General features: G+C 61.7%; 21 protein-coding genes and 2 pseudogenes. 13 read left to right on the top strand and 10 right to left on the bottom strand.

Annotated features, from left to right (window positions below):
• Nucleotides 1-10: 10 nt before the first annotated feature.
• Nucleotides 11-1,738 (top strand): FAD-dependent oxidoreductase, encoded by a 1,728-nt coding sequence (locus FSO04_RS20095; RefSeq protein WP_267905036.1) that lies wholly within the window; start codon nt 11-13, stop codon nt 1,736-1,738.
• Nucleotides 1,735-2,082 carry an NIPSNAP family protein gene (locus tag FSO04_RS20090; protein ID WP_154561715.1) on the top strand — a complete coding sequence of 116 codons (348 nt, stop codon included), beginning with the start codon at nt 1,735-1,737 and terminating at the stop codon, nt 2,080-2,082. The genes FSO04_RS20095 and FSO04_RS20090 overlap by 4 nt, the downstream gene beginning before the upstream one ends.
• Nucleotides 2,083-2,245: 163 nt before the next feature.
• Here FSO04_RS20090 and FSO04_RS47620 read toward each other — a convergent pair.
• Nucleotides 2,246-2,389 (bottom strand): annotated as a pseudogene (locus FSO04_RS47620) (IS6 family transposase); the annotation flags it as partial.
• Nucleotides 2,390-2,556: 167 nt separating this feature from the next.
• On the opposite strand from FSO04_RS47620, the gene pobA reads away from it, so the two are divergent.
• A complete protein-coding gene (gene pobA / locus FSO04_RS20085) occupies nt 2,557-3,741 on the top strand; it encodes a 4-hydroxybenzoate 3-monooxygenase (RefSeq protein WP_154561713.1) in 1,185 nt (394 codons plus the stop codon).
• Between the two features lie 286 nt (nt 3,742-4,027).
• Here the strand turns inward: pobA and FSO04_RS20080 are convergent.
• The 4 genes and pseudogenes from FSO04_RS20080 to FSO04_RS20065 form a co-directional block, all read right to left on the bottom strand.
• Nucleotides 4,028-5,469, bottom strand: a pseudogene (locus FSO04_RS20080) (ISKra4 family transposase).
• Between the two features lie 31 nt (nt 5,470-5,500).
• Nucleotides 5,501-5,950 carry a hypothetical protein gene (locus tag FSO04_RS20075; protein ID WP_154561711.1) on the bottom strand — a complete coding sequence of 150 codons (450 nt, stop codon included), beginning with the start codon at nt 5,948-5,950 and terminating at the stop codon, nt 5,501-5,503.
• 156 nt (nt 5,951-6,106) lie between these two features.
• Nucleotides 6,107-6,313, bottom strand: coding sequence for a hypothetical protein (locus tag FSO04_RS20070; protein WP_154561709.1), 207 nt, complete (start codon nt 6,311-6,313; stop codon nt 6,107-6,109).
• Between the two features lie 38 nt (nt 6,314-6,351).
• On the bottom strand, nt 6,352-6,600 hold the full coding sequence (locus FSO04_RS20065; RefSeq protein WP_154561707.1) for a hypothetical protein: 249 nt from the start codon (nt 6,598-6,600) through the stop codon (nt 6,352-6,354).
• 428 nt (nt 6,601-7,028) lie between these two features.
• Here FSO04_RS20065 and FSO04_RS20060 point away from each other — a divergent pair, with 428 nt between their 5' ends.
• The 3 genes from FSO04_RS20060 to FSO04_RS20050 all read left to right on the top strand — a co-directional run bounded on the left by FSO04_RS20060 (nt 7,029) and on the right by FSO04_RS20050 (nt 9,444).
• Entirely contained in the window at nt 7,029-7,688 is a 660-nt protein-coding gene (locus FSO04_RS20060) for a TetR/AcrR family transcriptional regulator (protein WP_325063530.1), read from the top strand.
• A gap of 19 nt (nt 7,689-7,707) precedes the next feature.
• A complete protein-coding gene (locus tag FSO04_RS20055; RefSeq protein ID WP_154561703.1) occupies nt 7,708-7,866 on the top strand; it encodes a hypothetical protein in 159 nt (52 codons plus the stop codon).
• A 372-nt stretch (nt 7,867-8,238) separates the two neighbouring features.
• The gene (locus FSO04_RS20050; protein ID WP_154561701.1) at nt 8,239-9,444 is read left to right on the top strand and encodes an NAD(P)/FAD-dependent oxidoreductase; all 1,206 of its coding nucleotides are present in this window, start codon (nt 8,239-8,241) and stop codon (nt 9,442-9,444) included.
• Between the two features lie 109 nt (nt 9,445-9,553).
• Here FSO04_RS20050 and FSO04_RS20045 read toward each other — a convergent pair whose 3' ends face one another.
• The 5 genes from FSO04_RS20045 to FSO04_RS20025 all read right to left on the bottom strand — a co-directional run bounded on the left by FSO04_RS20045 (nt 9,554) and on the right by FSO04_RS20025 (nt 13,267).
• The gene (locus FSO04_RS20045) at nt 9,554-9,802 is read right to left on the bottom strand and encodes a hypothetical protein (protein WP_154561699.1); all 249 of its coding nucleotides are present in this window, start codon (nt 9,800-9,802) and stop codon (nt 9,554-9,556) included.
• 40 nt (nt 9,803-9,842) lie between these two features.
• Complete coding sequence (locus FSO04_RS20040) at nt 9,843-10,775, bottom strand: electron transfer flavoprotein subunit alpha/FixB family protein (RefSeq protein ID WP_154561697.1); 933 nt, start codon at nt 10,773-10,775, stop codon at nt 9,843-9,845.
• A gap of 25 nt (nt 10,776-10,800) precedes the next feature.
• Nucleotides 10,801-11,550, bottom strand: coding sequence for an electron transfer flavoprotein subunit beta/FixA family protein (locus FSO04_RS20035; protein ID WP_154561695.1), 750 nt, complete (start codon nt 11,548-11,550; stop codon nt 10,801-10,803).
• A 154-nt stretch (nt 11,551-11,704) separates the two neighbouring features.
• On the bottom strand, nt 11,705-12,166 hold the full coding sequence (locus tag FSO04_RS20030; RefSeq protein ID WP_097389308.1) for a MarR family winged helix-turn-helix transcriptional regulator: 462 nt from the start codon (nt 12,164-12,166) through the stop codon (nt 11,705-11,707).
• An 87-nt stretch (nt 12,167-12,253) separates the two neighbouring features.
• Complete coding sequence (locus FSO04_RS20025) at nt 12,254-13,267, bottom strand: NADP-dependent oxidoreductase (protein WP_154561693.1); 1,014 nt, start codon at nt 13,265-13,267, stop codon at nt 12,254-12,256.
• A 286-nt stretch (nt 13,268-13,553) separates the two neighbouring features.
• Here FSO04_RS20025 and FSO04_RS20020 point away from each other — a divergent pair, with 286 nt between their 5' ends.
• The 7 genes from FSO04_RS20020 to kce all read left to right on the top strand — a co-directional run bounded on the left by FSO04_RS20020 (nt 13,554) and on the right by kce (nt 20,857).
• Nucleotides 13,554-14,006, top strand: a complete 453-nt coding sequence (locus tag FSO04_RS20020) for a MaoC family dehydratase (protein ID WP_154561691.1) — start codon at nt 13,554-13,556, stop codon at nt 14,004-14,006.
• Nucleotides 14,003-14,872 carry an HpcH/HpaI aldolase/citrate lyase family protein gene (locus tag FSO04_RS20015; protein WP_154561689.1) on the top strand — a complete coding sequence of 290 codons (870 nt, stop codon included), beginning with the start codon at nt 14,003-14,005 and terminating at the stop codon, nt 14,870-14,872. Before FSO04_RS20020 ends, FSO04_RS20015 begins: the two co-directional genes overlap by 4 nt.
• 18 nt (nt 14,873-14,890) lie before the next feature.
• Nucleotides 14,891-16,057 (top strand): acyl-CoA dehydrogenase family protein, encoded by a 1,167-nt coding sequence (locus FSO04_RS20010; RefSeq protein WP_154561687.1) that lies wholly within the window; start codon nt 14,891-14,893, stop codon nt 16,055-16,057.
• Between the two features lie 15 nt (nt 16,058-16,072).
• Complete coding sequence (locus FSO04_RS20005; RefSeq protein ID WP_168435756.1) at nt 16,073-17,242, top strand: acyl-CoA dehydrogenase family protein; 1,170 nt, start codon at nt 16,073-16,075, stop codon at nt 17,240-17,242.
• A gap of 57 nt (nt 17,243-17,299) precedes the next feature.
• The gene (locus FSO04_RS20000; protein WP_199203050.1) at nt 17,300-18,214 is read left to right on the top strand and encodes an SDR family oxidoreductase; all 915 of its coding nucleotides are present in this window, start codon (nt 17,300-17,302) and stop codon (nt 18,212-18,214) included.
• Nucleotides 18,215-18,282: 68 nt separating this feature from the next.
• Nucleotides 18,283-19,824 (top strand): AMP-binding protein, encoded by a 1,542-nt coding sequence (locus tag FSO04_RS19995; protein WP_154561685.1) that lies wholly within the window; start codon nt 18,283-18,285, stop codon nt 19,822-19,824.
• Between the two features lie 100 nt (nt 19,825-19,924).
• Nucleotides 19,925-20,857, top strand: a complete 933-nt coding sequence (kce, locus tag FSO04_RS19990; protein ID WP_154561683.1) for a 3,5-dioxohexanoate:acetyl-CoA acetone transferase — start codon at nt 19,925-19,927, stop codon at nt 20,855-20,857.
• Nucleotides 20,858-20,958: the final 101 nt, after the last annotated feature.

Below are 20,958 nucleotides of genomic sequence, written 5' to 3'. Positions count from 1 at the left end.
AACAAGGAGAGTGGATATGGCCAAGGAGATCACTTGCGATCTGGTCGTGGTCGGATCGGGTGCCGCGGGCCTCGCTACCGCGATCACTGCACGCAAGCGCGGCCTCGATGTCATCGTGCTCGAAAAGGAGCCCGTGTTCGGTGGTACCACCGCGCTGTCGGGCGGGGTCTTGTGGATTCCGCTGAGCAAATATGGCCGACAGCAGAACCCGGCTGACACCGTCGAGCGCGTGCGCGAATACATGATGAGCGAGACGGGCAACAACTACGATGCCGCCGCGGTCCAATGTTTTATCGAGAACGGGCCGAGAATGGTCGAGTTCTTCGAGCGAGAGACCGAGATGAAGTTCGTGCCCACGTTCTATCCGGACTATCACCCGGATGCGCCCGGCGGCGTCGACATCGGCCGCTCGATCCTCGCCGCGCCCTATGACATTCGCGGGCTGGGCAAGGACATGCACCGCCTCAAGCCGCCGCTCGAGACGATCACCTTCATGGGAATGATGTTCAATTCCTCGAACGCGGACCTCAAGCACTTCTTCCGCGCGACCAAGTCCATTGTTTCGTTCCTCTACGTGGCCCGGCGTCTGGCTACGCACATCAAGGAGCTGGCGCTTTACCGGCGGGGGATCAACGTAACGAGCGGCAACGCGCTCGCCGCGAGGCTCGCGAAGTCGGCGCTGGCGATCGACATTCCGATCCTTACTTCGACGCCCGTGAAGGACCTGCTGAGCGAGGACGGCAAGGTGGTCGGTGCGCGCGCGGCCGCTGCGGACGGTGACCTTCGGATCACCGCCCGGCACGGCGTCGTGCTGGCTTGCGGCGGCTTCCCGCAAGATCTCAAGCGCATCGCGCAGGTCTATCCGCATGTGACGCGTGGGGGTGAGCATCTCTCGCCTACTCCCGTCGGCAATACGGGCGACGGGCTGAGCATGGCGGAGAAGGTGGGTGGTGCCGTGGCGCTCGGCTTCGCCGATGCGTCGGCCTGGATGCCGGTATCAAAGGTGCCCTTCGGCAAGGGCCGCACAGGCGTATTCCCGCATCTGCTCGACCGCTACAAGCCCGGCGTGATCGGCGTGCTGCGCAACGGTCGGCGCTTCACCAACGAATCGAACTCCTACCACGATGTTGGCGCGGCGCTGATGCGAGCCTGTGAGGGTGAACGGGAGACGGCGATGTGGCTGATCTGCGACAAGGTGGCGCTCGGCAAGTATGGACTGGGCTATGCCAAGCCCGCGCCGATGCCGGTGGGGCCGTTGCTACGCAAAGGCTACCTCATCAAGGGCGAGACGATCGGCGAGCTGGCGCGCAATTGCGGGATTGTTCCTGATGCGCTTGAGATGACGGTCTCTGCCTACAATCTCGACGCCGAGCGCGGAGAAGACCCGGCGTTCCATCGCGGTCGCACATCGTTCAACCGTTATCTCGCCGATCCGGACAACCAACCCAATCCTTGCGTTGCGCCGATCGCGACCGGCCCCTTCTATGCGGTGAAGGTAGTGATGGGCGATCTGGGCACGTTCGACGGCCTCAGGACTAGCGTCACCGGCGAGGTGCTGCGCGCCGACGGCAGCCAGATTGAGGGCCTTTACGCGGTCGGCAATGACCGGCGCAGCGTGATGGGCGGCAACTATCCGGGCGCCGGTATCACCCATGGGCCCAATATGACTTTCGGCTATGTCACCGGTAACGCTATCGCCACCAAAGCCATGACCTGCAAAGAGAAGATGCACGCATGAGCACCCACCCAATGTTTCTGGCAAAGTCCCTCGTGGATTTCCGGGTCTACACTATCGCGCTGCGCAAGATGCCCGAGTTTCTCGAGGTGTTTGACAGGCTCGCCATGCCAATCCTGCTCGAGACGCTTGGACACCCGCTCGGCTTTTGGACAAGTCTGGTCGGGCCGCAGAACCAGTTCACCCACCTGTGGGGGTATGACGATCTGGCAGACTACGAACGACGGTGCCTTGCACGCGATACGCATCCGGATTTCCCGGCCTATCTCAAGGCATCGGGCCATCTGATCACGGCACAGGAGACACGACTCATTCGTGCAGCCGCGCTGGATAGCGTCGCAGAGTAAGTCGATACTCCGTTATCACACACCCGCTTTGGCCTTTTTCGTGCATCGCGCCCAGCAGCTGGTTCCAGCCGGGGGAGCTACGGTGGCAGGCTCAAGGTATGGCGCTGTCACGTTGAAGTGCTCGCGATGCACTAGCGGAGAGGACACGCATTCGCTCAGAAACGGACGGACCTTGGGTGATCTCAGTGAAACGCTTACACGCGGCGAAGCGTGCCGCGAGCTGTTTGCGACAAAGCGAAGTGGCCAGCAGGTGTCGCTTGAGCGCGAAGTGCTGACGGATCGTACCGAGGCTCGATAAGAAGGCTTGAACCGCTGACGCGGCAGTGGTGGTTTTTAGTGTGACCAGTGGGCTGCTGCCGGTTCGGTGGACAGCAAGTCAAGCTTTTCGAGTCTGCTCAAACTTAACGGGGCAGACATATCCCCGCGTCGAATGTCGGCGGGTCACGGTATAGAGGAATACAGGAGACAACGGTCATGAAGACCAAGGTAGTAATCATCGGTGCCGGGCCGTCCGGCCTGCTTTTGGGACAGTTGCTGCAAAAGGCGGCCATCGACAACGTCATTCTTGAACGACAGAGCGGCGAATATGTGCTCGGCCGAATCCGTGCAGGCGTGCTCGAGCAGGGCATGGTCGACCTGATGCGCGAAGCGGGCGTGAGTGAGCGTATGGATGCGGAAGGGTTGGTTCACGACGGTATCGAACTGGTGTTCGGTGGGCGACGTGACCGGATCGACCTGAAGAAGCTCACGGGTGGCTCGTCGGTGCTGGTGTACGGCCAGACCGAAGTGACGCGCGATTTGATGGCGGCGCGCGAGGCAAGCGGCGCGACCACGATTTACGAAGCGGCCAACGTTCAGCTGCACGACGTGAAAGGCGAAGCGCCCTATGTCACTTTCGAAAAGAGCGGTGAGACGTACCGTCTGGATTGCGATTACGTCGCGGGCTGCGATGGCTTTCATGGCGTGTCGCGCAAGACGATCCCTGCGGAAGTGCTCACGCACTACGAACGCATCTATCCGTTTGGTTGGCTCGGCCTGCTTTCCGACACGCCGCCTGTCAATCACGAACTGATTTACGCGCACCACGAACGCGGTTTTGTGCTCTGCAGCCAACGTTCGACGACTCGCAGCCGTTACTACCTGCAAGTCCCGTTGACCGAGAAGGCCGAGGACTGGTCCGACGAACGCTTCTGGGAAGAGTTGAAAACGCGCCTGCCGCAGGACGTAGCGGAGAAGGTGGTCACAGGTCCGTCGCTCGAGAAGAGCATCGCGCCGCTGCGCAGCTATGTGGTTGAGCCGATGCAGTACGGCAAGCTGTTTCTCGTTGGCGACGCGGCGCATATCGTGCCACCGACCGGCGCGAAGGGCCTGAATCTCGCTGCGAGCGACGTGAGCACGCTGTATCGGATTCTGAATCGTGTTTACCGCGACGGCAGAACCGATCTACTGGAAAAGTATTCGCAGATCGCGCTGCGCCGCGTGTGGAAGGCAGAGCGTTTCTCGTGGTTCATGACGAACCTCCTGCACGAGTTCTCGGAGCACGACACCTTCGACAAGCGCATGCAGCGTACCGACTACGACTACTACACGATTTCCGAAGCTGGACTCAAGACGATCGCGGAAAACTACGTTGGTTTGCCGTACGAGTCTATCGAGTGATGGCAACAGCGATGTTCGCTTGATTCACACTCGTCGTCTATGACGATGTATCTCGGGGGGCGCCTCTTGGTATCCCGAGATACTGCATCGATCTTTTCAGCAGACGAATTTCCGCCGAACGTTAAGATTTTCGCCGTCGGCATCTGGACCGGATAGGCGTCGTTTTCATAGGCGTTCGTATTGGCATCGAATCACAGAATTGAAAATCATCTAGCGGGCCTCCACCGCCGCCCTGACGGGCGACGGGGTTAAAGTGAGTTTGCCAAACCGCTGTAGCTGGAAGCCGTTAAAAACCCTGGGATGTTTTCTGCCAGAGCCATGTAACACGTCGCTGTACAATCCACGGAAACTGTCGTTGTGCGAGTTCGTGGAATTCCTTGTTCAACAACGCGACGCGCAATTGCACGACACTGTGTGCCCCCACGCGACTCCAACGCATATGCTGGCTCTTGCACATTCGACGGCCAACAATTCGATTAATCGACGATTCGACGAAGCCGGTGGAGATCCGCCCTCCCGCATGTTGCCATGTGCGATAGTCGATCAGCGACTCAACGTTGCTCTCGAGATAAGTGACCACATTCGAAAGGCTATAGCTCGCTTTCCTGACTTGGCTTCTCGCTGCTGGATCTCGTATCTCACGCAGATCAAGCAAGTGAGCGAGCTTGGCTGCGAACTGCTGCCACGCCACTGTGCTTCCGACCCAAACGTAATGTCGGAAGCGAACAAACAGATCCCACAGTTCAAACGCTGATCCACTTTCCGTGAGTCGCCCGTAAGCCAGAGGCGCGATAGCCTGATCAACGCGTCGCAACATCCGCCCGATGTGCGCCCAATCGAGAATCCACTCGTTATCGTAGGTGAAGTCATTGGCGACGCCGGCCAGGTCCCGAACTCCATCAGTTAGGACAACGACTTCATTAGGATCCCCGTATCCGCTGTCCTCGAGGAATCGTTTCATTTCTTGATTCAGCCGCCGGGTTCGCGGCAGGGCGGAAGCCCACACTCGTGGTTGCTCACCAGCTTGCCCCAAAGCAGCGACGATGACCGCGATCGACGATGATCGGTTCTCGGCTTCTGCGCGATTTTCCTTGCCTGACCCTTGCGATTGCAACGTGCGCGACGGACATAGCCGACGTCAATGCCAAGCTCTGCATTCGGTTTGGCCGTCTTGCACCACCGACGCACCGGCTGCGTGTGCTGTATCGATTTTCCGATGGCCACGGTGTGGTTGCGGATGGTTACATGATTGTCGCGATCTGAGGTGGGTAGCAGAAGGTCCATGATGGCCTTGGCTTGCCGATAAGGCATCGTGGCGCCAAGCTCCGCGTGCAGCCATCTCAGTTCACCGGTACTTGCCTCCGTCAAGTAGTCCTTGAGCGGAGAAACATATTTCGAGCCGTCAGCACCACAATTGCAGGCCTTCCATCGTTCGCGGCAATAGAAAACTTTTCCTAGCGCAGTCTTCAGCTCCGAGCAATGACTATCGTGCAGGCGACGCTGTACGCCGCAATCCACACAGGATCTACGCGACGCGCAAAAACGTTCGATCTGCTCGACAACGAACTCCTGCTGCACACGATTGAGCAATGACTTGCCTTCGGCGAGTGATAGTCCAACGTCTCCGGGTGTCTGGTATTCGACGGGCCTGTGAAGCCGCATGACCTCAACCCGCTTCACCACACTCCCATCGCCGTTATCGAACTCAAGAACGATCCGGAAATGCAAGCGACTCGGGACGGCCGCGCCGCTGAGCGCGTCACGGTCCACGGCAGAAAATGGCCGTTAGCAAGAGGGGAACTACTTGATGAATGAGAGCGCCGCTGCCGGCCCGGTGCGCGTGCGCTTCTACTGACTCGGTGGGGCCGATCACCACCACGCCATAGGCTGAGTCCGTAACAGGCTGGCCATCTCCGCGTTTGAACAGTGCATCGTCGTGTTCATATCCGAGGACGGCGTAGACGCGAAAGCCAAATGCCGTCAGGTTGCTGCCGTGCGCCGGTCGAAATGCGTTGACCGAGTTCGCCTCGACGCGCATCGGCTTCGGATCGATGTACTGGTCCTTCAGGAGCGGGGCGATGAACGCGTGTGCGTTCGATCTACAGTCGAGTTGCGGATCGAGCGCGTAGGCGTAGGACGAGACCTGAGGGAGCCCCGCGGCGATAGCAGCAAGCACCGTCACCCAGGCGTGGATTGCGGAAACCTTCATCAGTCTCTCCATTCAATCGAGCTTACTCCGCAGTGTGAGCGAACTCGACCCGGCACCAGCATGTTCTGCACCCGCTCCAGTTTCATGGCCAGCGGCCAGATGCGCATTCCAGCTCAGCGTGAAGGTTTCCTTGGTGGACGCTCCGGCACCATTTCGTCAAGATGACGAAGACTCCGCGCACAGGCTACCCCGACACTGAGACCCATCGGACTCCTCGCTATTCGCCAGTGCCGACTCCAACGCGTGAACAAAACGCTGAAACGCATCCAGCGTTCCATGGACGCTTCGGTACTCGGTGCGGCCGATCCTGCCGTCAAGTACGATCAGCATTCCAGCATCCGCCGCCAATTCCAGGGTATTCATTCCGTTCTCCTGAGATCGCCCGACTATCGACCCGTCGCTCATGCCGCAAGCGGGTAAGCGCGCATCGCCGGCGTGCTCGCCTTGGCCGGGAACACGTTCCACGAACCGTCATCGTGCCGGAAGAAAATGATGGTCAAACCTCCGTCCGGCCGCGCCACGCCGATCCGCACATAGCGCCTTCGATCCGATGGTGTGCGACTGAACTCCATCACGCGTACCGCCACCACCGCAGAGTGCCCAAACCACTTTGCGACCAGTGATCGCAAGCACATCTTGCCGGAACCCATCTCGCTCTCCTCTCACCGCGGCGCCACCATCGTGTCCCACCAATTCGTGGCTGGAACATTGCAACGTCTTGCCGGTTACCTTACCGTCAACTATAGGTTAGATAACCTATAAATCAACCGCTTAATTTGAGCGTAAGGGAAAACGATATTTTCCGATGGAAGCGTCGATTCATCGGACATTTGGCGTGTCGATGCTTTGGAAAACCGGTTTCTCAACCTATACTTAAGTCAGGTTAGATAACCTATTAAGTTGAGCGATTCCTGAAGCGGCCGCCGCGCAGTCGCACTGCCGACTCGCCAACGCGATGCCCGGAAAGCGTAGAACCGCAAGAATGATTGTTGTCGCACAGGGCGGTTGCGACCGCACGGGCCGCTGCCAGACGGAAACTTTGCGCCGAACAGCGAGACAGTCGGCGCCTCAGAACGGAGTGCACGTGAAAAAACTGACCCTCACTTCCGCAGCGATATTTGATCCACGAACCGCGACACTCACGAGACGGCGCGGCAATCGGGAGAGCCGGGTGCCTGAGATCATCGATGTATCGATCAACGTGCTGATCGCGGCGGGTTACGCGGGGTACACGATCAACCGCGTGGCCAATGATGCGGGCATTCGTCTGAGCACCTTACAGCACTATTTTTCGACCCGTGAAGCACTGTTGCGCGCCACGATCGAGGAAATCGCAAAGCGGTACTTCGACCGCTTTCGAGGCTTTGCCGAAAACAGAAACCGGTCCCCGCAGGCGCGGCTAGAAGCGATCATCGACGACGCTTTCGCCGAGTTTGTCAAACCTGGGTTGCCTGCAGCCATCTTCGAAAGTTGGGGATTGGCGCTGCATGAACCGTTCGCGCGCGATGTCTTCATAGAGATACAGAAGCAGTTCACGAGGCTCTTTGCGAAGCTCGTTGGCGAACTCAATCCGGCACTGTCGATGGAAGAACGCGAATTGCGTGGCGCATTGATCCTGTCCAGTTGCCAGGGCCTGGTCATTTTCCTTCGCTGGAGTGAAGACAACCCCTCGCAACTGCATGCCTTCCGCAAGGCTGTCAAGGTCGTATGGAGTGGCCTCGGCAAGGCTGACGAATGAGCACGCGCGACCTGCTGCCATGAGTCTGTGTCGTCGTGGCAGAACAATTGTCGCCGCGCACATGCGCGTGTCGGTCATCTCATGGGCGACCACCCAGCCGGACGTGAACCAGGCGGTCGAAGCCATCATCGGGGCATGGCGCCGGGTGGCGGCCAATGCATTGAGTTTGGTGCGATAACACGCGCTTCGCCAGATCTACGCCAATAGTCGTAGTCTTCATTGCCGACTCTCCTGTCCCTTGCAGGGGGAACAACGATTTCCCACTTTGGCATAGGTCTGCCCGTTTCGCAGAGGGAGTCGCCCATTAAATCGGAGCCGGCCGGAGTCCCTGCCAAGGCTATTGCGGGCCTGGAGGCGGCGCGCGGTCCGCCGTCGCAAAACGGAACGGGAGTAACATGAGTTCTGGCGAGTGAGGCTTCGTGGAAGCGACAGATCGCGCCGGGCCGCGCTTGCTGACAAGTGAACCGCAAGCAGGGAGAAGACCGTGCCGGCGAACTCAGAGACGACATTACCTCCCCTTGTCAGGATCATTGGCAAGGCGGGTTCGCCGATGGCGTACACCATTCGGGATTTTCTTCATCGCAGCGACGTGCCTTTCGAATGGGTTCAGCTTACGACTGACGAAGAGGCGCGCTCGCGGGCAGGTGTGGAGCATCTCCATGATCCGCGTCTGCCAGTTTGTGTATTTCAGGATGGCAGCCGAATCGAGGCACCAACCGTACGCCAGATTACGGAGAGGCTCGGCTGGTTCCTCACCCCGTCGCGTGCCGAGTACGATCTTGCCATTTACGGTGCGGGCCTGGCAGGTTTGAGCGCCGCCGTCTACGCGTCATCTGATGGGCTCAAAACTGTTCTGATCGAGCGATCTGCCATCGGCGGGCAAGCCGGCAGCAGCTCCAGGATTGAGAACTACCTTGGATTTCCCGGAGGAATCAGCGGCGCGGAACTGGCCGAGCGAGCGAGGGAACAGGCGTGTCGCTTCGGAACGGAGATTCTCGTGGCGCGCGAAGGCGTCCGCGGCGAATTCCAGCCGGGCAGGTGCGTCGGCTACCTTGCTGATGGCACGAAGATTGTCTCCCGCGCCATCATCTGTGCGACCGGCGTCGAATACGCGCACCTCGGCTTGCCGAAGGAGGAGGAATATATCGGAGCCGGTTTGTACTATGGCGCGGGCTCGAGCGAAGCTTCGCTCACCCGGACCGAGCACGTCTATGTCGTCGGCGGCGGCAACTCGGCAGGACAGGCGGTGATGCATTTTGCTCCGTTTGCCTCGCGGGTCAGCATCGTCGTCCGTGGTGATTCGTTGGAATCCTCACTTTCGCAATACCTGGTCGATCGCATTTGTGCCTCCACGAATGTGGAGGTGCTTACGCGAACCGAAGTGGCGGGGCTGGAAGGGGATTCCCAGCTTCAAGCGATAACGCTCAAGGATCGCAACACGGGGCAGGAACGCAGGGTTGCCACACACTGGCTGTTCGTCTGTATCGGCGGTGTGCCACACACTGAATGGGCTCCAGAGTTAAGGGTCATGCGGGACGAGCGTGGTTATTTGATGACAGGTCCCGACCTTCTTCGCGACGGGCGGCAGCCGCCCAACTGGCCTCTCGATCGTGACCCGTATTACCTGGAAACCAATGTTCCCGGCCTCTTTGCAGTGGGTGACGTTCGTCACGGTGCGGTGAAACGCTGTGCCTCGGCAGTTGGCGAGGGTGCAATGGCCGTAGCGTTCGTGCACCGGTACCTGGCGGAAGGCTAAGACCGGCTTTTAAGCAGCCCCACAGACGCTCCAAGGTCGCCGTTTCGGGGTGATAGGGCAAGCCGACGGCGGACGAGTTCGCTGCCATTCGTCCGAGCAGATAACCCAATCATATGGCGCCCATGTAACTGCGCAGAGTCAAGCGCCCGGTTTCAGGCGGGAACACACGCCACGTACCGTCATCGTGCTGGAAGAAAAAAAGTGTGATCGAGCCTTGCGGCCGCAGTGCTTCGACGCGGACATAACGCCTCCAATTAGAGTGCGTGCGACTGAACCGGGTTACCCGAATCGGCGTCGCCGGAGTGGGTGTCAGCCATTTTTCAACCAGCAAGCGCAAGGACTTTTCTGCGATGCTCATCCGCTTCTCCTTCAAACAGAATGCTAGCCAAGGCGCGTGGTCAGAGAGCCTTGACCAGTTCCGGCACGGCGCTGAACAGATCAGCCTCGAGGCCATAGTCGGCCACGCTGAAAATAGGTGCCTCAGGATCCTTGTTGATCGCGACGATCACCTTGGAGTCCTTCATGCCGGCCAAATGCTGTATCGCCCCAGAAATGCCTGCGGCAATGTAGAGCTGCGGTGCGACGATCTTCCCCGTCTGTCCCACCTGCGAATCGTTCGGCGCGTAGCCCGCATCCACAGCGGCGCGGCTGGCGCCCAGGCCCGCCCCCAGTTTGTCGGCAAGGGGTGTCATGACTTCGGTGAATTTCTCGGCACTGCCCAAGGCTCTTCCGCCACTGACGACGATCTTTGCGACCGTCAGTTCGGGTCGATCGCTCCTCGTGAGTTCACGGCCCACGAAGCTGCTTTTGCCGCTATCGGCTACCGCTTGCACATGCTCGACACGGGCACTGCCACCAGTCGCCGCCGCGGCGTCAAACGCCGTGGCGCGCACGGTGACGACCTTGGTCGCATCGACGCTCTGCACTGTCGCAATCGCATTACCGGCATAGATTGGGCGCTCGAAAGTGTCCGGGCTGTTGACCCCGGTGATGTCGCTTATCTGGGCAACATCGAGCTTCGCCGCCACGCGTGGGGCGATATTCTTACCGTTGGCCGTGGCGGGGAAGAAGATGTGTCCGTACTCGCCAGCGATGGCGAGCACCTGCGCAGCGACATTCTCGGCGAGGTTCTCGCTCAGGCTGGCGCCATCGGCCACGATGACTTTGGCCACGCCGGCGATCGCGGCGGCCGCTTGAGCGGCTCCAGAGGCTTCGCAGCCGGCGACCAGCACGTGGATCTCGCCGCCGACACGGGCGGCGGCAGTCACGGTGTTGAGGGTGGCGGGCCTGACGCTTGCGTTGTCGTGTTCGGCAATAACGAGTACGGTCATGTTTCCTTTCTCCTCTTTCAGTCTCTCAGATCACTTTGGCTTCGTTCTTGAGCTTGTCGACCAACGTAGCCACGTCGGGCACCTTGATGCCGGCCCCGCGCCTGGGAGGCTCGCAGACCTTGAGGGTCTTCAGGCGAGGCTTGACGTCCACGCCCAAGTCCTCGGGCCTGAGTGTATCGAGCTGCTTCTTCTTGGCCTTCATGATGCTGGGCAGCGTGACGTAGCGCGGCTCGTTGAGGCGCAGGTCGGTGGTGATGACCGCCGGCAAGGACAGCGAGATGGTTTCCAGGCCGCCGTCGATTTCACGGGTGACCTCAACCTCGTCCCCTTTGACTTCCACCTTGGAGGCGAAGGTAGCTTGCGGTAGATCGGCCAGCGAGGCCAGCATCTGGCCCGTCTGGTTGGCGTCGTCGTCGATGGCCTGCTTGCCGAGGATAATGAGCTGGGGTTGCTCCTTGTCGACGATGGACTTAAGGAGCTTGGCCACAGCTAGAGGCTGGAGGTCCTCGGCGGTCTCAATGAGGATGGCACGATCGGCCCCGATGGCGAGCGCCGTGCGCAGGGTTTCCTGGACTTGGGCAGCGCCGGCGGAAATGGCAATGATCTCGGTGACGACGCCTTTTTCCTTGAGGCGCACCGCCTCCTCGACCGCAATCTCATCGAACGGGTTCATGCTCATCTTCACGTTGGCAATGTCCACACCGCTTGCGTCGCTTTTCACGCGAACCTTGACGTTATAGTCAATGACCCGCTTGACGGGCACCAGAACCTTCATGGGCTCAACTCCGGGAATGTTGGGGAGGACGACTCGGACACGCGCACGGCATGTCCAAAGTGGTTCTGTGCATTACAATACACTAGCGTACGAAATAGTCAAGCGCAAATTGACTTGGGACGCACCCTCGTACAGATGCCTCAAGCAGGCCCGATCAGGAATCCGCTGACAGGTAGGTCAGCAGGTTATGTTTCATGGTATCGAGCGTGACGGCCGCGGTTTCGAGCTGCGTATCGGGCAGTCCGGCGAGGATCTGCTGGTTGAGCTGATGGCTGAGCTTGCGCATCTTCGTAATGAGCTGCTTGCTCGTGGGCTCAAGAAAGATGCGGTTGATCCGGCGGTCACCGGCGTCGGCTTCGCGGCGCACGAGGCCCGTTTTCTCCAGCCGGTCGATCAGCCCGCCGATGGCCACCTTGCCGAGATCCAGCTCCTCGGCCAGCTGCGATTGCGTCATGCCGTCCTGGCGCGATAGATAGGCCAGCACCCACCATTGGGAGCGTGTAACTTTCATCGGCTTGAGGCAGCGGTCGAATGCGCTGCGCCGCAGGCGTGAGACGTCGTGGATGAGGAAGCCGAGCCGTAGCTCCCAGTCGGTACTTTTTGCGTCGTTGCTCATCTGTTTTCCGGATTGGGTGATCTTTTACTTTGCGGATGTGAACATTTTACAGACACACAGTACCCAGGTGTGCGACCGGTTGTGTCATTAGCGGGTGAGCCGGATCAGGCGCTTGCCGAGGTTGTCGCCGCGGTAGAGACCGGCGATCGCGCCCGGCGCCTGATCGATGCCGTCGAGCACGTCCTCAAGGTAGCGCAACTGTCCCGAGCGCAACCAGCCCGCCAGGTCGTGGAGCGCGACGTCCTCGTGTTCGGTGTGGTCGAAGATGACGAAGCCTTCGATGCGGGCGCGCTTGACGAGCAGATGCCGCTCGATGCGCGGGCCCTGCGGCGGCGGATCCCAGCTCGCGACCGACGCCGTTCCGCAGATGACGACGCGCGCGCCAATGTTCAGATGTTCGTGGACAGCGTCGCTGATAGGGCCGGCAGTGTTGTCGAAGTAGACGTCCACGCCACCCTTGCAGGCGGCGGCGAGCTGCTGCGCGAAGTCCGGCGCCTTGTAGTCGACGGCTGCGTCGAAGCCGAATGATTGGGTGCACAGCTGCGTCTTCTGTGGGCCGCCCGCGATGCCGACCGCGCGGCAGCCCTTGAGTTTCGCAATCTGCCCGACGCAGGAGCCTACGGCGCCGGCTGCGGTGGAGACGACGACCGTCTCGCCAGGCCGGGGCTGGCCTATCTCAAGCAGGCCATAGTGCGCGGTGACTCCGTTGATGCCGAGCACGCCCAGCGCGGTCGAAGGCGGAAGGTCGGTTTCGGTGACCTTGCGCCGGATTGCCTCGGCTTCCACCACCGCATAGTCCTGCCAGCCGAAGAGCCCGGTAACGAGATCGCCCACGCGATAGTCCGGATGACATGAGGCCTCGACACGCGCGACGGCGAACGAGCGCATCACACCGCCGACAGGCACCGGCTCGGCATAATTCTTTACTGCGCTCACCCAACCGCGCATGGCCGGCTCGACCGACAGATAAAGGTTGCGCACCAGCACCTGGCTGCCGGCCGGCGTAGGTACGGCGCTCTCGACGATCTGGAAATGCAGGCTCTCCGGGATGCCCTCCGGGCGTGACTTCAAGAGCACCTGGCGGTTGACTGTAGCGGTCATGTACGTCTCCTTCTCAAGGTTCTCACCGACACCCAACATCGGCGGATTTTGTGGATTCAAAAGTGAAGCGCAACGCCCCCGGTTTCCACGAATGTTGCCCAAAGCATGCGAGCATGCATGCGCTCTTTCTGCTCGAGCTGGCTGCGCTCGATCGGGTTTTCCAGCATCTGTGTGCCCTGAAGGATCTCAGCTGTTGGGCTTCACTTTTGAATTTTCCTTTGCTATAGTATGCATGTGTACTATGTATATGTACATGTTATATTAACACATCTTGTGGAGAAACCCGATGGCAGGCCTGTGGTTCGAGCAGTTCCGTGTCGATCAGGTGTTCGAGCACGAAATCCGGCGCACGGTGACGGAGGCCGATAACGTGTGGTTCTGCGGCGCCACCTACAACCCGGCCGCTGTCCATATCGACGCCGAGTACTGCAAGACTACCGAGTTTGGGCGGCCACTGATGAACAGCATCTTCACGCTCGGCCTGGTGATTGGCCTGTCCGTGCAGGAAACGACGCTGGGTACCACGGTGGCTAATCTTGGCATGACGGACGTGCGTTTTGCGTCGCCGGTGTTCGCCGGGGACACGATCCGCGCGGTGACGGCGGTGGCCGAGTTGCGCGAGAGCCGCACGCGGCCGAATGCGGGCATCGTGACTTTCGTGCACCGCGGACTCAACCAGAGCGGCGAGGAAGTGGTGACCTGCCGCCGCCAGGCGCTGATGCTCAAGAGGCCGGCATGAAATTGCGTTCGATGCTTTTTGTGCCGGCCGACAGCGAGCGCAAGCTCGACAAAGCCCTGGGTAGCCGCGCCGACGCCTTGATTCTCGATCTGGAGGACGCGGTCGCACCAGCCCGGAAACCGGCGGCACGCGAGGCCGCCGCGGTCTTCGTGGCCGCGCAGGCGAAGGCGCTTCCGGCCAGCCTTTTTGTGCGCATCAACCCGCTCGACTCAGGCCTTGCCCTCGACGACCTCGCGGCCGTGGTCGTGCCGGGACTCGCCGGCATCATGCTGCCCAAGACCACGAGCGCCGAGGATGTGCGCCGGCTTGGGCTTTACCTCGATGCGCTGGAGTCTCGCGCCGGCATGGCTCGGGGAACGGTACACGTCGTGCCGGTGGCCACCGAGACCGCGCAGGCGATGCTGACGATGGCGTCCTTCGTGCCTGGCATTCCTCGCCTGGCAGCGTTGACCTGGGGAGCGGAAGACCTGTCGGCTGCGCTCGGCGCAATCTCGAACCGTGAGGCCGACGGCAGCCTTTCGCCGCTCTACGTATTCGCCAATTCGATGTGTCTGTGCGCGGCGGCCGCGGCCGGCGTCGACGCCATCGATACGCTGCACGCCGACTTCCGCGATCGCGACGGCCTTGCGGCCGCCTGCGCCGTCGCGAGGCGCCGTGGGTTTCGCGGAAAGATCGCGATCCACCCGGACCAGGTGGACATCATCAACGAGGCGTTCACGCCCTCGGAGGCGGAAATTGCGGCCGCACGCCGCATTGTCGACGCCTTTGCCGCCCAGCCGCAGGCGGGCACGCTGAGCATCGACGGCGTGATGGTCGACCTGCCGCATCTCAAGCAGGCCCGGCGCACGCTGGGCCTTGACGACTAACGACGGAGACAGGAAACAATGGACTTCACAATCCCCGAGGACCATCGCGCAATCCGAGAAGGCGTGGGCGCCATCGTGCGCTCCTTCGGCGACGACTACTGGCTGGCGCGCGACGAGGACGGCGAGTTTCCACGCGAATTCCACCAGGCCATGGCGCGCGCCGGCTGGCTCGGCATTACGATGCCGCCCGAGTATGGTGGCGCGGGGCTTGGCGTGTCCGAGGCGGTGGTGATGCTGCACGAGGTGGCGAGCCACGGCGGCGGCATGGCGGCGGCCTCTACCGTTCATATCAACCTGTTCGGGCCGCACCCGATCGTGGTCTTCGGTACGCCGGAGCAGCGCCAGCGCTGGTTGCCGGGGCTGGTGGAAGGGCGCGACCAGTGCTGCTTCGGTTTCACGGAACCGGATGCGGGGCTCAACACCACCGCGATCAAGACCTTCGCAGAGAAGGTGCCAGGCGGCTACATCGTGCATGGCCAGAAAGTCTGGACTTCCACGGCGCAGGTAGCCAACAAGATCATGCTGTTGACGCGCACGACCAAGCTCGAGGACTGCGCCAAGCCGACCGACGGAATCACGATCTTCTATACCGAGCTCGACCGCAGCAAGATCGAGGTTCGCCGCATCGCGAAGATGGGCCGCAAGGCGGTGGACTCGAATGCGATCTTCATCGACGGCCTGTTTATCCCCGAGTCCGATCGCGTCGGTGAGGAGGGCAAGGGCTTCGGCTACATCCTGCACAGCCTGAACCCGGAGCGCCTGCTGGTCGCGGCCGAGGCGATCGGCATCGGCCAGGACGCGCTGCGCCGGGCGACCAGGTATGCCCGCGAGCGTATCGTCTTTGACCGGCCTATCGGGCAGAACCAGGGCATCCAGCATCCGCTGGCGGAGCGCTGGATGGCGCTGGAAGCAGCCTGGAACATGGTGCTCAAGGGCGCCTGGCTCTACGACCAGCACCAGCCCTGCGGCGCGGAAGCCAACAGTGCGAAGTTCCTTGGCGCACGTGCCGGCTTTGACGCGGCGCTCCAGGCAGTGCTGACGCACGGCGGCTTCGGTTACGCCAAGGAATACCACGTCGAACGCCTGCTGCGCGAAGTCACGGTGACGCGCATCGCACCCATCACCGAACAGCTCATCCTCTCCTTTATCGCCGAGAAGGTGCTGGATCTTCCCAAGTCATACTGAAAACGGAGTGCCGTCGTGATCAAGAGAGAATTATTTCAACCGGAACACGAGACCTTCCGAGATACGGTGCGCCGCTTCATCGACAAGGAGATCGCACCGCATCACGCCCAATGGGAAAAGGATGGGATCGTGCCGCGTGAACTGTGGCGAAAGGCGGGGGCAGCCGGCCTGCTGTGCTGCACCATCCCGGAGGAGTATGGCGGACTAGGCGCGGACTACCTGTTCGACGTGGTAGTTTTTGAAGAGATTGGGGCCGCCGGTTACACCGGACCGGGCTTTCTGATCCACTGTGACCTGGTCGCCACGTACATCAAGTCCTTCGGCAGCGAGGCGCAGAAAAAGTACTGGCTGCCGAAGATGGTGGCGGGCGAGGCCATCGGCTCGTTGGGCATGACCGAGCCGCACGCCGGGTCCGATCTGAAGGCAATCCGGACCAGGGCGGTCCGCGACGGAGACGACTATGTGATCAACGGCCAGAAGGTCTTCATCTCCAACGGTCAACTGTGCGACGTGCTGGTGCTGGCGACCAGGACCGACTCGGCCGCGGGCGCGAAGGGCATCACCCTGTTCCTGATCGATACCAGCCTGCCGGGCTTTCGCCGCGGCAAGAACCTGGACAAGCTCGGCATGAAGGCGCAGGACACCTCGGAACTGTTCTTCGACGATCTGCGCGTGCCGGCGTCGGCCATGCTGGGCGAGGAAGGACGAGGCTTCGAGCTGATGATGACCAAGCTTGCGCAGGAACGGCTTGCGCAGGCGATCCGGTCGGCGGCCGTTGCCGAGCGTGTGATCGAATACACCATCCAGTACACCGGCGAACGCAAGGCTTTCGGCAAGACGATCGGCGAGTTCCAGAACACGCAGTTCAAGCTGGCGGAGCTGGCCACCGATACGGCGGTAGGGCGCCAGTTCACCGACAAATGCATCCAGCTGTTCATGGAAGGCCGGCTCGATGCCATCGACGCGGCGATGGCCAAGATGTACCTGAGCAATCTGCACTGCCGCGTGGTGGACGAGTGCCTGCAACTGTTCGGCGGGTGGGGCTACATGTGGGAATATCCAATCGCGCGGGCCTATGCCGACGCCCGCATCGTCAAGATCGCCGGAGGCTCCATCGAGATCATGAAGCACATCATCGGCCGGCAGTTATTCGCGGATTTCCGGCCGCGAACAGAGGCGCGCTAGCGAGCGGTTGGAGGCAACGCGGTTTCGGGACCGCTTTAAAAAAGACAGGAGACACATATGGAAGACTCGATGAGCGATCCGTTCCGTCCGGACGTGCTGCGCGGCAAGCGCATTCTGGTGACCGGCGGTGGCACCGGCCTTGGCAAGGAGCTCTCACGTGCCTTCGTGGCGCGCGGCGCCGCCGTGCACATCTGCGGACGCCGTCCGGCCGTGCTCGAGCAGACCGTGGCCGAACTTGGCGCACAGGCGCAGCATGGCGGCGCGATCGAGGCGCATGTCTGTGACGTGCGCGAGGCCGAGCAGATCGAATCGATGGTGGAGACCATATGGCAGACCGGTCCGCTCACCGGTCTGGTCAACAACGCCGCAGCGAACTTCATCGCACCGTCGACCGAGATCAGCCCGCGCGGCTTCGCCGCCGTGCGCTCGACCGTGATGGATGGGGCGCTCTTTTCCACCCTGGCCTGCGGTCGCCGCTGGATCGAGCAGGGACTACCGGGCTCGGTGGTCAGCATGCTCGTCACCTGGGTTTGGACCGGTTCGGCCTATGTGTTGCCCTCGGCGATGGCGAAGACGGCCGTGCATGCGATGACGATGTCGCTCGCGGTGGAGTGGGGCCGTCACGGCATCCGCGTGAACGCGGTCGCGCCAGGTCCCTTTCCAACCGACAGCGCTTGGGAGAAGTTGTCTCCGATTCCGAAAGCCAACGTGGGCGCAGTCTCGTCCGAGCAGGTTCCCATGCGCCGTTTCGGCAGGATGGAGGAACTCTCGAACCTGCTGACCTTGCTGCAATCTGACGGATGCAACTACCTCACGGGGCAGAACATTGCGATCGATGGCGGACACCACCTTGCAGCACCCAGCACTTTCGCCGACCTGTCCCAGCTAACGGCGTCCGATTGGGCCGAGGCGAAGGCCGTTGTGCGTTCGCGCGCCGAGGCCGAGAAGGCGGAACGGGCGGCGGGGAAGTGAGGGCGCGATGAAGCACACCTCCGGCTATGAGATCTTCCGCCTCTGCCTCTTGCGCAAGGATTGAACCGATGACGGCAGCCGCCGATCTGCGCCGCTGGGCACTGGACACGCCGCATCGTTCCGCGGTGGTGTTCGGCAACATGCACCTCAGTTACGCTGAACTGGAGGCGCTCGCCAACCGCTATGCGCGGGTGTTCGAAAGCCGGGGGCTGGCCCGTGGGGACCATCTCGTGAGTCTGTGCGGCAACCGGCCGGAGGCGCTTGCGATTGCCTGGGGCGCCTACCGGTGCGGCCTCTACCTCACGCCGATGCCGACTACGCTGGCGTTGCCCGAAGCGGTGTACATGGTCGGGAACGCAGAGGCGAAGCTCGTTGTGGTGGATGCCGCCCTAGCCGAATTAGGAGCGGACCTGCGCGCCGCGTTGCAACACGAACTGGTGAGCTGGCTTTCGATCGGCGGATCGATTGAACACTTCGATTCGCTCGAAACCCTGGCAGCAGGCGAGCCGCCGACAGCACGTGTGCACGAGCCGCCCGGTGCCCTCATGGTCTACACCTCGGGGACCACCGGTGCGCCCAAGGGAGTGTGGCGGCCGCTGCCGGCGGCCGACTACCTTGGACCGCCCGCTTTTGCCGCAGACCTTCTGCAGCTCTTCGGACTCGGTGGGATGGGCGTTCGTTACCTCTCCACCGCGCCGCTCTATCATGCCGCGCCGCTGCGCTTCGCTCTGGCCGTCACGGCCGGCGGTGGCACGGTCCATCTATTGGAGCGCTTCGATGCCGAACTGGCGCTCGACGTGCTGGAGCGCGAGGCTATCACGCACAGCCAGTGGGTGCCAACGATGTTCCAGCGCCTGCTGGCTTTGCCCGAAAGCTGCCGAGGCGCCTTCGCGGCCCCGGCGCACCGCGTGGCGGTACATGGTGCCGCGCCATGCGCCGCCACGCTCAAGCAGCGCATGATCGACTGGTGGGGGCCGATCCTGCTCGAGTATTACTCGGGCAGCGAAGGCATAGGCCTGACGCTGATCGATTCAGCTGAGGCGCTTCGCAAGCTGGGCTCGGTGGGTCGTGCCCGCAAGGGCGAGATCCATGTCCTCGGCGCCGACGGGCAGGAATTGCCGGCTGGAGAGACTGGGGTCGTCCACTTCTCGGGCATCGCCCCGTTCACCTATTTCAAGGAGCCGCAAAAGACGGCGGCCAGAACGAGCGAGCGGGGTTGGCAGACGTTCGGCGACGTGGGCCACGTGGATGTCGACGGCTATCTTTACCTCAGGGACCGGCAGGACGACATGATCATCTCCGGCGGCGTGAACATTTACCCGCAGGAGATCGAGCAGGCCATCCTCGAGGTGCCGGGCGTTTCTGAATGCGCCGTAGTCGGTGTGGCCGACGAGCGATTCGGCGAGCGCCCGCTGGCGTTTGTGGTACCGGAGCGCGACGAGGTTCTGGCGCAGCAAGCGTTGGTGGAGGCGATCGAGGCGCACAACCGCCGGCGCCTCGGGCGGCTTAAGTGGCCCTCGGAGATCCGCATTATCGAGGACCTGCCGCGTTCGGCCACCGGCAAGGTTCTGCGCCGCGTGCTGCGCGATCTGCTCGGTCGACCAAGCTGAAATCGACCCCCTGGCAAGTGTGAGCGGCGCGTCCGGCTGACGGGCCAAGCGCCAGGCAGTCGCGTTTTTTTACTCTTTGGAAAGTACAAAGGAGACAAGCATGTTCCAGCAAAAGAAAGTCATCATCAGTTGTGCGGTCACGGGCGCAATCCACACACCGTCGATGTCGCCGTATCTGCCGGTGACACCGGAGGAAATCGCCGAATCGTCGATTGCCGCTGCCCAGGCCGGGGCCGCGATCATCCACCTGCATGCGCGCGATCCAGTGACGGGTAAGCCCGACCAGCGGCCGGAGGCGTTTACGCCTTTCCTCGGCCGCATCAAAAGCGCGTGCGACGCGGTGATCAACCTCACGACAGGCGGCTCCCCCTATATGCCGGTGCAGGAGCGCATTCGCCCGGCCGTCGAACTGCGGCCGGAGGTCGCCTCGATGAACATGGGGTCGATGAATTTCGGCCTGTTCCCGATGCTGCAGCGCTTCAAAGAATTCCGGCACGATTGGGAGCGGCCTTACCTCGAGGGCAGCAAGGATCTGATCTTCCGTAACACCTACGGAGACATCGAGACCGCGCTGCAGGAATTGTCATCGAGCGGCACGCGCTATGAATTCGAGTGCTATGACACTTCGCATCTCTACAACCTCGCCCATTTCATCGAGCGCGGCTTGGTGAAGCCGCCTTTTTTCGTCCAGACGGTGTTCGGCCTCCTGGGCGGCATTGGCGCCCATCCGGACGACGTGATGCACATGAAGCGCACGGCCGACCGGCTTTTCGGCAATGACTACCGCTGGTCGGTGCTGGGCGCCGGACGCAACCAGATGAAAGTGGCTGCGATGGCCGCCGCGATGGGGGGCAACGTCCGGGTCGGCCTTGAAGACAGTCTCTGGATCGGGGCGGGACGGCTCGCCGAGTCCAATGCGGCGCAGGTGCTCAAGGCGAGGGAGATCCTCGAGGGGCTCGGCCTGGAAATCGCAACGCCCGATGAGGCGCGCGAGATTCTGTCGCTTAAAGGTGCCGATCAGGTCGGCTTTTGAGGTTCAGGAGCGGCGAGCGGAGGCGGTCCCGGCAAGTGCCGAGGCGCATCGGATCGAAGCTTTCCGATGCCTCAAGCAGGGCGGGGATGCGATGGAGCGGG

It is taken from the genome of Paraburkholderia madseniana (assembly GCF_009690905.1).
GTDB classification, from domain to species: Bacteria; Pseudomonadota; Gammaproteobacteria; order Burkholderiales; family Burkholderiaceae; genus Paraburkholderia; species Paraburkholderia madseniana.
This window is presented reverse-complemented; position numbering and strand designations above follow the sequence as displayed.